This window comes from Pseudomonas sp. FSL W5-0299 (assembly GCF_005930655.1).
GTDB lineage: Bacteria > Pseudomonadota > Gammaproteobacteria > Pseudomonadales > Pseudomonadaceae > Aquipseudomonas > Aquipseudomonas mandelii.
Window position 1 is genome coordinate 16,947 of record NZ_RXHX01000013.1, and the last position, 12,760, is coordinate 29,706.

Consider the following 12,760-nt stretch of genomic DNA (forward strand, 5'->3'; position numbering starts at 1 on the left):
CTTCAACGGTTCGAGAAAGTGCAGTAAATCTGAACTTCTGCATGGCATTAGCCGACAGAAGTAATACGAAAAATCACTGCTAGGCTGTATTTCACACCCAAGGAGAACGCCATGACTGACCATCACACCTACAAGAAAGTCGAATTGGTTGGCTCGTCCACCAGCAGCATTGAGGACGCCATCAATAACGCGCTGGCCGAAGCCAATAAGAGCATCAAGCACCTGGAATGGTTTGAAGTGACCGAAACCCGCGGGCACATCAAGGATGGCAAGGCCGCTCACTTTCAGGTGACGCTCAAAGTCGGGTTCCGGATTGCCAGCAGCTGAGTTTGAGCTAGTCTCCTGAACTTGCGCGCTGGCCGAATGCCATAGGGAAATGGCAAAGCGCTACATGAGTGCCTCCGGCTGATGGCTGGATGCTCCCTTTGATCCGACCAGGGAATGCGACAGATGAAGTATTTTATTTTAGCGGTAGGTTTGTTGAGCCTTGCAGGAACAGCCTTTGCTGACGGCAAATCGTGCGAAGAGCTGAAAGCCGAAATCGCAGCAAAACTGGATGTCAAGGGCGTTGCCGGCTATTCACTGGAAATCGTCGATAAAGGCGCTGAGGCCGGCGGAACAGTCGTCGGTACCTGTGAAAAGGGCACCAAGGCAATCGTCTACAAGAAAGACTGATGTCCCTTACAAATCAAAAAGCCGACGCAATGCGTCGGCTTTTTTGTGTGGCGGCGTCGGCGCCTCAGCCCTTCATGACCTGCGCCAGCAGCTCATAGGAATGCACCCGATCCGCATGTTCGTAAAGGTCGCAGGTGAAAATCAGCTCGTCCGCCTGAGTCTGCTCGATCAGCACTTCAAGCTTGGCGCGGATCTTCTGCGGGCTGCCCACCATCGCCAGACCGAGGAAATCGCCGACGGCTTCTTTCTCATGGGGCAGCCACAGGCCATCCATGGTTTTCACCGGCGGACGCTGCACCAGGCTTTGGCCACGCATCAACGCCAGGATGCGCTGATAGACCGATGTCGCCAGGTAATCCGCCTGCTCGTCCGTGTCAGCGGCGACCAGCGGCACACCGAGCATCACATACGGCTTATCCAGCACCGCCGAAGGCTTGAAGTGATTACGGTAGACGCGAATCGCCTCGTGCATGAAGCGCGGTGCGAAATGCGAGGCGAAGGCGTAGGGCAAACCGCGCTCACCGGCCAATTGTGCACTGAACAGGCTGGAGCCCAGCAACCAGACAGGGACATTGGTGCCGGTGCCCGGCATGGCGATGATTCGCTGGTCAGGCGTGCGTGGGCCGAGATATCGCATCAGCTCCGTAACATCTTCCGGAAACTCGTCGGCGCTGCCGGAACGTTCGCGACGCAGGGCGCGTGCAGTCATTTGATCGGAACCGGGGGCGCGCCCCAAACCCAGATCGATCCGACCTGGATACAGGCTTTCGAGTGTGCCGAATTGCTCCGCGATCACCAGCGGCGCGTGGTTGGGCAGCATCACGCCGCCGGAGCCGACACGAATGGTCGACGTGCCACCGGCCAGGTAGCCGAGCAATACCGAGGTGGCCGAACTGGCGATGCCGTCCATGTTGTGGTGTTCGGCGACCCAGAAGCGGGTATAGCCTAATTTTTCGACATGCTGCGCCAGGTCCAGGGAATTACGCAGCGACTGGGCCGCGCTGCCGTTCTCGCGTACGGGCACCAGATCAAGGGTCGAAAACTTGATATCGGACAGTCGTTTCATAAGCCTGCTTCTCCAATGGTGGGCGCAGGTTTTTCTTGCGAACGAAAACCTGCCGAATCTATAAGCGTGCTTCATGCAATGAGGGCATATACCCGAGATTCAATAGCCAGGCCAAAAAATCCTACGAAAGCAGTAGGACTTTATGAGATGAGGTGAACTTTGCACAACCGTCTACCCTCAGAACCCTAGCAACCGAAAACCACGAAGGTGCGACGCTCGCACCGGATCTTGAGGAGGCAGACATGGCTATTACGAAGAAAGCATCGGCTCATTGGGAAGGCGATCTGAAAACCGGCATCGGCTCGATCTCTACTGAAACCGGTGTACTCAGAGAAGCGCCCTACGGCTTCAAGGCTCGTTTCGAAGGCGGCAAAGGCACCAATCCGGAAGAGCTGATCGGCGCGGCGCATGCGGGATGTTTCTCGATGGCGTTTTCGATGATCCTGGGTGATGCCGGGCTCAAGGCTGACAGCATCGATACCAATGCTGAAGTGACCCTGGATCAAGTCGACGGTGGTTTTGCGATCACTGCGGTGAAATTGATCCTCAAGGCGAAAATCCCCGGGGCGACTCAGGCGCAGTTCGAGGAGCTGAGCAACAAGGCCAAAGAAGGCTGCCCGGTGTCCAAAGTGCTGAATGCGAAAATCAGCCTGGATGCGACGTTGGTCAGCTGATGATCAGGCGCTGAATGTACTGACGCCTTCGCGACCCGACCCGCTCGCGAAGGCGAACTTGTAAACAACACGATTCCAACGATAAAGCTGCGCTTTGTGAGCGGTGTCAGAACTCGCTTTGCAAAACTGTGGTCGAATAAATGACAGCCGCTCAAGCGCAAAAACTGCGCGCGGCCTCAAGGGAGCTTCAACCATGAAACGTTTTGCCTTGGCGATTATCGGTTGCACGCTGGCCACTTCGGCCCTGGCGGCACCGAAATCCTGTGAAGAACTCAAGGCCGAGATCGAGGCCAAGATCCAGGCCAATAACGTCTCGTCCTACACCCTGGAAATCGTCACCAATGACGAAGTCCACGATCAGAACATGGTCGTCGGCAGCTGCGAAAACGGCACAAAGAAAATCATCTACCAGAAAAACGACCGCTGATTCACCTCACGGGACGCAATAGGTCTGCCGATCTTCAGCGACGATCTCCCGCTTTGCATTGAACAATCGGGCGCTTGGGGTGAAGGCGATCGAACGGCCTTCCAGCACATAACGCTGGCCGGCTTCGAAATGATCGTATTTGACGGTCAGGTAGCACAGCCGTTCCGTGGGGGTGTTCATCATGTTCATGCCCCCACCACCGGGCACCTCAAAGTCGAACCTGACGACCAGCTCATGGCTGCCGGGCGTCACCTGGAAAAAGCGCCCGTCACGCAATCGCTGTTTGTCCAGTCGCTCTGCCATCAGCAACCTGTCGTTGGGGAATGGCGTCGAGAAGTCGATCCAGGCCATCTGCGGATTTACCGCCGGTAACGGACTCTGGCAGCCGGCAACCACGCCTGCCGCGAGCAACAGCATCAATCTGCGCATGATGAATGTCCCAAAGGATGGTCATTCAGCATAGCGCCGATCAGCTGCTTTGGCAGCCAGCCGGCGTGCCTTGGCCAATCACTTTTCGCTGTTGATCATAGAGCTTTGCCCATGGCCGGAAGCCGATATTCCCCGCTTGCAGCTGATATCGCTCACCGGCATTGAAGTCGTTGAATTTCACGTTTAACTGGCAGTCACGCCACAGCGGCTCGGCGTCGGGGCCGATGTTGGTGGGCTGGACCGCAAACTGGTAGCGCACCGTCAGCTCATGACGGCCCGGATGCACCTCGAAATACCGCTTGTCGGTAGAGGCCTTGTCATCGACTTCCAGCGCTTGCAGGGCGGTGTCTTCTTGCTGTGAGTCCAGTTCGATCCATGCTTGCGACGGATCATGGTGAGGTAAACCGAAACCGGCACAGCCGGTCAGCATCAACAAGCCTCCCGTCAGCATCAATTTGCGCATAGCGGAGCTCCAGTCAGGCGGGATAGTCTTGCGGGCAGACTCTCCAGGGATGATTTTATTTTGATCAGGCCGCTTCCAAGCCTTGGGTTACTTGATCGCGTTTTGCGGATTTTGTTTCCGGGTATGTTGCTTTTATTCCTCAGCGGCTGCGCCAGCGTCAGCTATTACAGCCAGTTGGCCAGCGGTCAGCTGCAATTGCTGCGGGCCAGGGAGCCGGTGGCCCAGGTGCTTGCCGATCCGTCTCGCGATCCGATGCTGCGTGCGCACCTGACCCAGTCGCAAAAGGCCCGGACATTCGCCAGCCAACAGCTGCATCTGCCGGATAACCAGAGCTACCGTCTGTACGCCGACATTGGCCGGCCGTTCGTGGTCTGGAACGTCTTTGCCACGCCGGAATTTTCCCTGACAGCACAAAACCATTGCTTCCCTATCGCCGGTTGCGTCGCCTATCGCGGTTACTACAGCCAGAGTGCTGCCCGCGGCGAAGCGGCCTTGCAACGCCTGAAAGGTATGGACGTGTCCATTGGCGGCGTCGAGGCCTATTCGACGCTCGGCTGGTTTAACGATCCGATTCTCAGCTCAATGATGGGTTGGGGCGACGAGCGGCTGGCAACGCTGATCTTCCACGAGCTCGCGCACCAGCGCTTTTATGTGAAGGACGACACCGAGTTCAACGAGTCCTTCGCCACCTTCGTCGAGCAGGAAGGCACCCGGCAATGGCGGGCATCACGCGGTCTGGCAGCGGACAATGGCGCGCAGGCGCAGCATCGAGACCAATTTATTCAATTGGTTATGGATACCCGCACGCGGCTTGAAAATCTCTACGCCCTGCCACTGCCCGCCGACCAGATGCGCCAACGCAAAGCGGCGGAATTCGAACGTCTGCGCCATGACTATCGACAGCTGCGCGATAGCCAATGGGCCGGGGATAAACGCTATGACGCGTGGATCAACGCGCCAATGAACAACGCCCGGTTGTTACCGTTTGGGTTGTATGACCAATGGGTGCCGGCGTTTGCGGCGCTGTACAGGCAGGAGGGTGGGGACTGGCTGAAGTTTTATGCCGCCGTCGAGCAGCTTGGTGCGTTGCCAGTGGTTGAGCGCAAGGTAGCGCTGAAGGCATTGACGGGGTCATAAAATCTGGTGGCTGGGCGGGCCTCTTCGCGGGCAAGCCTCGCTCCTACGGGATCTATGTTGCTTTTGTAGGAGCGAGGCTTGCCCGCGAAGGCGTTTTCAACCTCACAACCAGATCGCGTCCCATAGCGGATAATCCCCTACCCTCTCGACCAAGCCAGCTCGCAACGGATTGGCGACGATGTAGCGAGCAACTGCCTGTAGATCTTCTTCCTTACGAATGGCGCGATCGTGATAACCATGTTGCCAAACCGGACCTTGGCGTCCTGCCGAGCGATTAAGCGTTACTGCGATGCGTGATTTGGTTCGAGCCATCAAACTGGGTAACTGAATATTCTGTAACTCGATCAGCCAATGGAAATGATCGGGCATGACGACCCAGGCCAGTGACGTCGCAAACCCTTCCTGCTCAGCAGTTTTCAGGGCATCGACTACCAGTCGCCCACTCTTGAAGTCATGGAATAACGGTTGCCGGTTCAAAACGACGGCTGTCAGGAGGTAAATCTGTCCGGGCTCCGAATATCGGCCGGTGCGCAATCGATGAGCATGTTTTAGCTCTGTCATTAATGATCCTCCTTGATCGTGACCTCAGACTTTGAGCCTAGGACGATTAGAAGGGACTTGGGTGGTAACTGTTGCACAGGATGTATCTGGGCGGGCCTCTTCGCGGGCAAGCCTCGCTCCTACGGGGTCTATGTTGCTTTTGTAGGAGCGAGGCTTGCCCGCGAAGGCGTACTGATCAACGCCGCAAAAACGCCTGATGCATCTCTTCCAGCGTCTCAAAGTGATAGGCCGGTGCTTCTGCGCTCAATTCTTCCCGGCTGCCAAACCCATAACCGACCGCCACCGCATCCAGCCCATTGCTGCGCGCGCCGATCAGGTCGTGTTTGCGGTCGCCGATCATCAGGGTGTTGGCCGGGTCCAGGCCTTCTTCGGCCATCAGGTGGGCAATCAACTCGACTTTGTTGGTGCGTGTCCCGTCCAGTTCGCTACCGTAAATCACCTTGAAGTGCCTGGCGAAGTCAAAGTGCCGGGCGATTTCCCGGGCGAACACCCACGGCTTTGAGGTTGCGATGAACAACTGTCGCCCCTGCCCGCCGAGGGTTTCCAGCAGCGGTGTGACGCCGTCGTACACACGGTTCTCGTACAGGCCTGTGACCTTGAAGCGTTCGCGGTAGAAATTCACCGCTTCCCAGGCCTTGGGCTCGTCGAAGTCGTAGAACTGCATGAACGCCTGCAACAACGGCGGGCCGATGAAGTGTTCGAGCTTGGTCAGGTCGGGTTCATCGATCCCCAGTTTGCTCAGGGCGAACTGGATCGAACGGGTGATGCCCTCGCGCGGATCGGTCAGGGTCCCATCGAGATCAAACAAAACGGTTTGGTAATGCATTTTGAATCCTGAATAAGGGCGCAGGGTCAGAGCTGGTCGTAGCCTTCAGCCAGATGCAAATTCTTGAGCTTCACGTAGTTCGCCGCGCTATAGGTGAAAAAGGCATTTTCCTTGTCCGTCAGCGGGCGGATTTGTTTCACCGGGCTGCCCACATACAGGAAGCCGCTTTCCAGACGCTTGCCCGGCGGCACCAGACTGCCGGCGCCGACAATCACATCGTCCTCGATCACCGCACCATCCATGACGATGCTGCCCATGCCGATCAGAATCCGGTTGCCGACACTGCAGCCATGCAGCATGACCTTATGGGCAATGGTCACGTCGTCTCCGATCAAGCAGGGAAAGCCATCGGGATTGAACGGCCCGGCATGCGTGATGTGCAGCACGCAGCCATCCTGAACGCTGGTGCGCGCACCGATACGGATGCGGTGCATGTCGCCACGGATCACCGTCAGCGGCCAGACAGAGCTGTCTTCGCCGATTTCAACGTCGCCGATCACCACCGCCGAGCCGTCGACAAAAGCGCCTTTACCCAGTAGCGGCGTGTGGTTCTGATACTTGCGAAGGGTCACGATAGGCTCTCTCTCTTTTGCTGATAGCTGCGGTGAGCGTCGATTGTAATTAAGATGGCCCCATGTTTCTTCCAGCCAAGGTGCCAACCGTGAGCGTGAACAACCCTCTTTTGCAGTCCTACGACCTGCCGCCCTTCTCGGCGATCCGGGCCGAACACGTACAACCGGCCATTGAACAGATCCTGGCTGACAACCGTGCCGCCATTATCGAGATCCTCAACAGCCAGGGCAAACAACCGACCTGGGCCGGCCTGGTGCTGGCGATGGACGAACTCAATGATCGTCTGGGCGCCGCCTGGAGCCCGGTCAGCCACCTCAATGCCGTGTGCAACAGCGCCGAATTGCGCGAAGCCTACGAGTCCTGCCTGCCGGCCTTGAGCGCCTACTCCACCGAGCTGGGCCAGAACCGTGAACTGTTCGAGGCCTTCGAAGCCTTGGCCAACAGCCCGGAAGCCGCCGGTTTCGACGTGGCGCAGAAAACCATCCTGGAACACGCCCTGCGAGACTTCCGTCTGTCGGGTATCGATCTGCCGGACGCCGAGCAGAAGCGCTACGCCGAAGTGCAAAGCAAATTGTCGGAGCTGGGCAGCCGCTTCTCCAACCAGCTGCTCGACGCGACTCAAGCCTGGACCAAGCACGTGACCGATGAAGCCGCCCTCGCCGGCCTCACCGATTCGGCCAAGGCGCAAATGGCCGCCGCAGCCCAGGCCAAAGATCTGGATGGCTTCCTCATCACCCTGGAATTCCCGAGCTATTACGCGGTGATGACCTACGCCCAGGACCGTGCCTTGCGCGAAGAAGTCTACGCCGCCTATTGCACCCGTGCGTCGGACCAAGGCCCGAACGCCGGTCAGAACGATAACGGCCCGGTCATGGAAGAAATCCTCGACCTGCGTCAGGAACTGGCCAAGCTGCTCGGCTTCGCCAGCTTCTCGGAACTGAGCCTGGCCACCAAAATGGCTGAATCCAGCGATCAGGTCCTCAGCTTCCTGCGCGATCTGGCCAAACGCAGCAAACCGTTCGCCGCCCAGGACCTGGAACAGCTCAAGGCCTACGCCGCCGAACAAGGCTGCCCGGACCTGCAAAGCTGGGACAGCGGTTTCTACGGCGAAAAGCTTCGCGAACAACGTTACAGCGTTGCCCAGGAAGCACTGCGCGCCTACTTCCCGATCGACAAAGTGCTGGGCGGCCTGTTCGCTATCGTCCAGCGCCTGTACGGCATCGAGATCGCCGAACTGAAAGGCTTCGACGCCTGGCACCCGGATGTTCGCCTGTTCGAAATCAAGGAAAACGGCCAGCACGTCGGCCGCTTCTTCTTCGACCTCTATGCCCGCGCCAACAAACGCGGCGGTGCCTGGATGGACGGCGCCCGTGACCGTCGCCGCACCATCAGCGGCGTGCTGCAAAGCCCGGTGGCCAATCTGGTGTGCAACTTCACCCCAGCCGACAGCGGCAAACCGGCCCTGCTGACCCACGATGAAGTGACCACCCTGTTCCACGAATTCGGTCACGGCCTGCATCACCTGCTGACCCGCGTAGAACACGCCGGCGTGTCCGGCATCAACGGCGTGGCCTGGGATGCGGTGGAGCTGCCAAGTCAGTTCATGGAAAACTGGTGCTGGGAGCCGGAAGGCCTGGCGCTGATCTCCGGTCACTACGAAACCGGCGAGCCGCTGCCTCAGGATCTTCTGGAGAAAATGCTCGCGGCGAAGAACTTCCAGTCCGGCCTGATGATGGTGCGCCAACTCGAGTTCTCGCTGTTCGACTTCGAACTGCACGCCACCCACGGCGACGGTCGCAGCGTGCTGCAAGTACTCGAAGGTGTGCGTGACGAGGTCTCGGTCATGCGTCCACCGGCCTACAACCGCTTCCCGAACAGCTTCGCCCACATCTTCGCCGGCGGTTACGCAGCGGGTTACTACAGCTACAAGTGGGCTGAAGTGCTGTCGGCCGACGCCTTCTCGAAGTTCGAAGAAGACGGCGTGCTCAATGCCGAAACAGGTCGTGCGTTCCGCGAAGCGATTCTGGCGCGTGGCGGTTCGCAGGAACCCATGGTGCTGTTCGTCGACTTCCGTGGCCGTGCGCCATCGATTGACGCACTCTTGCGCCATAGCGGCCTGAGTGAGGACGCGGCAGCATGAGCGAGGGGCCTGTGATCACGAAGAAACGCTTTATCGCCGGGGCGGTCTGCCCGGCCTGTAGCGAGCCGGACAAATTGATGATGTGGAACGAAGACGAGGTCCCGCATCGCGAATGCGTGGCCTGCGGTTATTCGGATACGCTCAATGAACAAGGTCTGTCGGTGCCCAAGGAATTGGGCACGCGGGTCAACACTTCGGCGCTCAAGGTGCCGGACGCCAAGGTTCAGGCGGTGCAGTTCTTCCCGAACCCGAAGCTGAAGAAGAAGCCTGACGAGCACCATTGAGTCAACATCACCTTCCACCCTTAGACCGGGTGGAAGGTGGTATCTATTTACCACCCTTCCCCCGCGCTTCTTCCTTAGGCTGAATCCTTCAGCCCTACTCAAGGAAGACGCCATGCCTGATAACAATCCGCTGCTACAACACTGGGACCTGCCGCCCTGGCCGGACATTCGCGCCGAGCACCTGGTGCATGCCATCGACACCCTTGTTGCCGACAACCGCAAGGCCATTGCCGGGATTATCGCGAGCCAATCCACGACCCCGAACTGGGATGATCTGGTATTGGCCGTTGATGAAACCGATGCGCGTCTGGATGAGGCCATGGGCGTCATCGAAACCCTTTCAATGGTGAAACATGAGGGTAAGGCCTGGGACGCAGCCAGCGGGACTTGCCGCGATGCCGCTGCGCAGTACAAATCTGAAAAGATGGGTAATCACGCACTGTTCCGGGCTTATCAGCGGCTGGCGCAAAGTCCCGCTGCGGCGAATTACGATGAACCGCGCAAAGCGGTTTTGAACAAAATTCTGCGCCGGTTTCGCTTGTCCGGCATCGACTTGCCCATCGAACAACAGCAGACGCTGGCCCGGCTGAATCGCGACATCGGGGTGCTGCAAAGCCTGTTCCTGACCAACCTGGAAGGCGCCAGCGCAGCCTGGAGCAAGCGCATCGATGACGTCTCGCAGTTGCGCGGTTTGTCTGCGGCGACACTGGAGCGTCTGGCAGTCAACGCGCAACAGGCAGGGCACGACGGCTGGCTGATGCGTCTGGACCAGGACACCTACACTCGTGTCATGGCCTATGCCGAAGACCGATCCCTGCGCGAAGAATACTTTGTCGCTTACTCCACCCGGGCTTCCGATCAAGGCCCCCACGACCGGCAATTCGATAATGGTCCGGTGCTGGAGCTGCTGTTGTCCATGCGTCATCAGAAAGCCAGGTTGCTGGGGTATGAGAACTTTGCGCAACTCAGCCTCGTAACGGAAATGGCCGAGTCCACCGAGCAAGTCACTGGTTTCCTGCGGCGGCAAATCGTGCAGGCAACACCGGAACTCGAGAAGGACGCACAAGAACTCAAGACGATTGCGCTTGAGCGCGGCATGACTGAAGTTGCCCCTTGGGACCACGAGTTTCTCGCCGAACAATTGCGCCAGCAACGTCTCGGCGGGGCGCTGAAAAACCTGCGAACGTACTTTCCACTGGACGGGACTTTGCAGCGGCTCTGCCTGTTCAGCGAGCGCATGTTTGGCATCCGGATCGTCGAACAGAAAGAGTGCAGTCGCTGGCATGACAACGTGCGTCTGTTTGAAATCAGCGAGCATGGCCAGGTCGTCGGGTACATTTACCTCGACCCTTTTCATCGGGACGAAGCGCCGGACTTTGCCTGGACCGCCACGCCACGTAATCGACGGGTGAACGCCGAAGGTCGATTGACGCTGCCGATCGCCGTGCTTCATGGCAACTTCACGCCCGGAATTGCCGAGCATCCTTGCCTTCTCGCTCATAAGGACCTGCGGGTTTTGTTCCATGAGTTCGGCCATTGCCTGCAGCACGTTCTGACCCGCTCGCCTCACCATCGCCTGTCCGGTATCACCCAGCTGGGACGCGATTCGGCAGAGTTCACCGGGCAATTGTTCGAGCTTTGGTGCCTGTCAGGGGAGTTTCTGCTGTGGCTGGCCGCTCACCACCAGACCGGCGAGCGCCTGGCCGAAGCGCGAGTCGACACCGCATTGGCAGCCATCCAGACCCAGACCAGCCGGCAAACCGCAGAGCTGTTAATGTCCGCGTTGTTTGACTTCGAATTGCACCGCAGCCAAGGCGATGGCCGAAGCGTTGAACAGATCTTCGACGACGTACAGCGCGAGATCCCTCACCTGCAACTGCCGCCTTACTGTCGGTTCGCCAACAGCTTCGATTACCTGGTGACCGGGTACGCAGCGTCGGTTTACGCCTACAAATGGTCGGGTGTACTGGCGACCGAGGTGTTCAAACGGTTTCAACGCGAGTGGGTATTCAACCCGCAAACCGGCAAGGCCTTTCGCGAAGCCTTTTTTTCGCCGGGGGATTCGCGATCGCTATTGGTCGCCCTGGAAGAATTCCTCGGACAACCGATCGCCGACAGCTTTTTCGCAACGCCGTCCAGCAGCCGCTGCCCACTGAACTGATGCTTATTCGACGTGGGCGGACTGGAACCAACTCTTCATGGAACAGGCCGCAAACGGACTGGTGCTGCAATCGCCGTTGGCGAGCGCGGTCCGAAGCTTGTCGGCATCGGCCTGCATCATGTAACGCACACCGTCCTTGAAATGGGTGCTGTCACCAAAGCCGCCTTGGGTCATCTCGTTCAGGGCGTCTTCCTTGCTCCAGCCTTGCACCACCACCCGATACATCGCCGCCATCAGGCCGGTGCGGTCCGAACCGTGTTTGCAATGCATGAGCACCGGGCCGTGGGATTCGGCGGTCTGGATGGCACGAAGGGCCTTGAGCACCTGGGCGTCATCCACGTGATTGGTGCGATAGGGCAGCTGCACCTGAGTAATGTCCGGCGTGGACAACCAGCTTGAATCCGACTCGGGCAGAAAATTGATGACGGTCGCGACGTTGAGTTTCTTCAGCAGCGATACGGCGCCGCTGTCGGGCAAAGCGCTGCGGTAAAGCGTCGGGGTCATTTGGTAGAGGTTGTATTGCGCCTCTACCGATTGAGCCCATTCCGCCGGGCGGGGCGATGCGCTGTCGTCAGCGAAGGCCACCGTCAGGTTGAAAAGTGCGGCCAGCGACAACAGGAGCGTCACAGGAAAGAGGCGCGTTAAGGACATGCTCGGACGACCGTGTGTGAAGAAGTGGATAGATGACTCACAGCTTCGGCCCTGAACGGTCAAAGGCCCGTGAGTCAACCGTCAAAGAATTGTGAATCGAACAGTTCATCCTGCTTTCATCGCGCGACCTACACAATTCAATAACACAGAAGCGGCACGGAAATTTTCGCACCGCTTATAAGTGCTTAGTTCAAAGACATACTCATGCAGTTTTTATACAAGCCTGCGTTCAGTAGCACTCAAGGATTAGTGATTTTCGAATAAGCTTTCGCCAGGGCCAGCAGAACGGCCTTGTCTTGCGCGTCGATGTCACCATCACCGTCCACATCAGAACGAGCGGCGCCCATGGTGAAGGTCACGCCGCCGTCATTCGATACAGCCTCGCGGGTGCTGGAGTCCAGCAGGGAGTAAGTGCTCGTGCGGTTTTCCGGGTCATAACCCTCCTCCTTTAACGCAAACTGCATGGAAACCCGAACTTCTTTTGGACTAACGATAGAGGCGGGCAACAGCTGAAGAAAGATACCGCGCTGATTGTAATTCGACATTCATTAAATCCTTTTAATGTTTTAAACACGACAATTTCGCGTGAAACGAATACTACTAATGAAGTTTATAATTGCGCCACTTGCGATGTGTTTCTCATGATTGCAAATATTTGATAGAACCCATCAATACTCCAACAAATCCAAAACT

16 protein-coding genes are annotated in these 12,760 nt (G+C 58.0%); 8 read left to right on the forward strand and 8 right to left on the reverse strand.

Annotated elements, in window-relative coordinates:
• Positions 1-111: 111 nt before the first annotated feature.
• Both FHL16_RS17290 and FHL16_RS17295 read left to right on the forward strand, forming a co-directional pair.
• Entirely contained in the window at positions 112-327 is a 216-nt protein-coding gene (locus FHL16_RS17290; RefSeq protein ID WP_010465710.1) for a dodecin, read from the forward strand.
• 123 nt (positions 328-450) lie between these two features.
• The gene (locus tag FHL16_RS17295) at positions 451-675 is read left to right on the forward strand and encodes a DUF1161 domain-containing protein (protein WP_010465708.1); all 225 of its coding nucleotides are present in this window, start codon (positions 451-453) and stop codon (positions 673-675) included.
• 64 nt (positions 676-739) lie between these two features.
• Here the strand turns inward: FHL16_RS17295 and FHL16_RS17300 are convergent, their stop codons facing one another.
• Positions 740-1,741 carry an LLM class flavin-dependent oxidoreductase gene (locus tag FHL16_RS17300; RefSeq protein WP_010465706.1) on the reverse strand — a complete coding sequence of 334 codons (1,002 nt, stop codon included), beginning with the start codon at positions 1,739-1,741 and terminating at the stop codon, positions 740-742.
• Between the two features lie 242 nt (positions 1,742-1,983).
• On the opposite strand from FHL16_RS17300, the gene FHL16_RS17305 reads away from it, so the two are divergent.
• Together FHL16_RS17305 and FHL16_RS17310 are read left to right on the forward strand one after the other, a co-directional pair.
• A complete protein-coding gene (locus FHL16_RS17305) occupies positions 1,984-2,415 on the forward strand; it encodes an OsmC family protein (RefSeq protein WP_008152515.1) in 432 nt (143 codons plus the stop codon).
• Between the two features lie 193 nt (positions 2,416-2,608).
• Positions 2,609-2,842 carry a DUF1161 domain-containing protein gene (locus tag FHL16_RS17310; RefSeq protein ID WP_010465702.1) on the forward strand — a complete coding sequence of 78 codons (234 nt, stop codon included), beginning with the start codon at positions 2,609-2,611 and terminating at the stop codon, positions 2,840-2,842.
• Between the two features lie 6 nt (positions 2,843-2,848).
• Here the strand turns inward: FHL16_RS17310 and FHL16_RS17315 are convergent, their stop codons facing one another.
• Positions 2,849-3,271: a PA0061/PA0062 family lipoprotein gene (locus tag FHL16_RS17315; RefSeq protein ID WP_042932455.1), complete on the reverse strand. Its 423-nt coding sequence runs from the start codon at positions 3,269-3,271 to the stop codon at positions 2,849-2,851.
• Between the two features lie 40 nt (positions 3,272-3,311).
• Positions 3,312-3,734: a PA0061/PA0062 family lipoprotein gene (locus FHL16_RS17320; RefSeq protein ID WP_077748817.1), complete on the reverse strand. Its 423-nt coding sequence runs from the start codon at positions 3,732-3,734 to the stop codon at positions 3,312-3,314.
• Positions 3,735-3,794: 60 nt separating this feature from the next.
• Between FHL16_RS17320 and FHL16_RS17325 the strand changes: the two genes are divergently transcribed.
• Positions 3,795-4,871: an aminopeptidase gene (locus tag FHL16_RS17325; protein ID WP_077748818.1), complete on the forward strand. Its 1,077-nt coding sequence runs from the start codon at positions 3,795-3,797 to the stop codon at positions 4,869-4,871.
• A gap of 102 nt (positions 4,872-4,973) precedes the next feature.
• On the opposite strand, the gene FHL16_RS17335 is transcribed toward FHL16_RS17325, so the two are convergent.
• The 3 genes from FHL16_RS17335 to FHL16_RS17345 form a co-directional block, all read right to left on the reverse strand.
• Positions 4,974-5,432: an REP-associated tyrosine transposase gene (locus tag FHL16_RS17335; protein WP_077748819.1), complete on the reverse strand. Its 459-nt coding sequence runs from the start codon at positions 5,430-5,432 to the stop codon at positions 4,974-4,976.
• A gap of 175 nt (positions 5,433-5,607) precedes the next feature.
• Complete coding sequence (locus FHL16_RS17340) at positions 5,608-6,258, reverse strand: HAD family hydrolase (protein ID WP_077748820.1); 651 nt, start codon at positions 6,256-6,258, stop codon at positions 5,608-5,610.
• 26 nt (positions 6,259-6,284) lie between these two features.
• A complete protein-coding gene (locus FHL16_RS17345; protein ID WP_010465689.1) occupies positions 6,285-6,830 on the reverse strand; it encodes a gamma carbonic anhydrase family protein in 546 nt (181 codons plus the stop codon).
• Between the two features lie 62 nt (positions 6,831-6,892).
• Here FHL16_RS17345 and prlC point away from each other — a divergent pair, with 62 nt between their 5' ends.
• The 3 genes from prlC to FHL16_RS17360 all read left to right on the forward strand — a co-directional run bounded on the left by prlC (position 6,893) and on the right by FHL16_RS17360 (position 11,416).
• Complete coding sequence (prlC, locus tag FHL16_RS17350; RefSeq protein WP_172962171.1) at positions 6,893-8,971, forward strand: oligopeptidase A; 2,079 nt, start codon at positions 6,893-6,895, stop codon at positions 8,969-8,971.
• Positions 8,968-9,255, forward strand: coding sequence for a YheV family putative zinc ribbon protein (locus tag FHL16_RS17355; protein WP_010465685.1), 288 nt, complete (start codon positions 8,968-8,970; stop codon positions 9,253-9,255). Before prlC ends, FHL16_RS17355 begins: the two co-directional genes overlap by 4 nt.
• A gap of 112 nt (positions 9,256-9,367) precedes the next feature.
• Positions 9,368-11,416 carry a M3 family metallopeptidase gene (locus FHL16_RS17360; protein ID WP_010465683.1) on the forward strand — a complete coding sequence of 683 codons (2,049 nt, stop codon included), beginning with the start codon at positions 9,368-9,370 and terminating at the stop codon, positions 11,414-11,416.
• A gap of 3 nt (positions 11,417-11,419) precedes the next feature.
• Here FHL16_RS17360 and FHL16_RS17365 read toward each other — a convergent pair whose 3' ends face one another.
• Both FHL16_RS17365 and FHL16_RS17370 read right to left on the reverse strand, forming a co-directional pair.
• Positions 11,420-12,067 carry a phosphatase domain-containing protein gene (locus FHL16_RS17365; protein ID WP_042932457.1) on the reverse strand — a complete coding sequence of 216 codons (648 nt, stop codon included), beginning with the start codon at positions 12,065-12,067 and terminating at the stop codon, positions 11,420-11,422.
• Between the two features lie 239 nt (positions 12,068-12,306).
• The gene (locus FHL16_RS17370) at positions 12,307-12,612 is read right to left on the reverse strand and encodes a hypothetical protein (protein WP_010465681.1); all 306 of its coding nucleotides are present in this window, start codon (positions 12,610-12,612) and stop codon (positions 12,307-12,309) included.
• Positions 12,613-12,760: the final 148 nt, after the last annotated feature.

Coding starts and splice junctions, on each gene's coding strand:
- FHL16_RS17290 (WP_010465710.1), top strand. CDS start 112: ATGACTGACCATCACACCTACAAGAAAGTCGAATTGGTTGGCTCGTCC.
- FHL16_RS17295 (WP_010465708.1), top strand. CDS start 451: ATGAAGTATTTTATTTTAGCGGTAGGTTTGTTGAGCCTTGCAGGAACA.
- FHL16_RS17300 (WP_010465706.1), bottom strand. CDS start 1,741: ATGAAACGACTGTCCGATATCAAGTTTTCGACCCTTGATCTGGTGCCC.
- FHL16_RS17305 (WP_008152515.1), top strand. CDS start 1,984: ATGGCTATTACGAAGAAAGCATCGGCTCATTGGGAAGGCGATCTGAAA.
- FHL16_RS17310 (WP_010465702.1), top strand. CDS start 2,609: ATGAAACGTTTTGCCTTGGCGATTATCGGTTGCACGCTGGCCACTTCG.
- FHL16_RS17315 (WP_042932455.1), bottom strand. CDS start 3,271: ATGCGCAGATTGATGCTGTTGCTCGCGGCAGGCGTGGTTGCCGGCTGC.
- FHL16_RS17320 (WP_077748817.1), bottom strand. CDS start 3,734: ATGCGCAAATTGATGCTGACGGGAGGCTTGTTGATGCTGACCGGCTGT.
- FHL16_RS17335 (WP_077748819.1), bottom strand. CDS start 5,432: ATGACAGAGCTAAAACATGCTCATCGATTGCGCACCGGCCGATATTCG.
- FHL16_RS17340 (WP_077748820.1), bottom strand. CDS start 6,258: ATGCATTACCAAACCGTTTTGTTTGATCTCGATGGGACCCTGACCGAT.
- prlC (WP_172962171.1), top strand. CDS start 6,893: ATGTTTCTTCCAGCCAAGGTGCCAACCGTGAGCGTGAACAACCCTCTT.
- FHL16_RS17355 (WP_010465685.1), top strand. CDS start 8,968: ATGAGCGAGGGGCCTGTGATCACGAAGAAACGCTTTATCGCCGGGGCG.
- FHL16_RS17360 (WP_010465683.1), top strand. CDS start 9,368: ATGCCTGATAACAATCCGCTGCTACAACACTGGGACCTGCCGCCCTGG.
- FHL16_RS17365 (WP_042932457.1), bottom strand. CDS start 12,067: ATGTCCTTAACGCGCCTCTTTCCTGTGACGCTCCTGTTGTCGCTGGCC.
- FHL16_RS17370 (WP_010465681.1), bottom strand. CDS start 12,612: ATGTCGAATTACAATCAGCGCGGTATCTTTCTTCAGCTGTTGCCCGCC.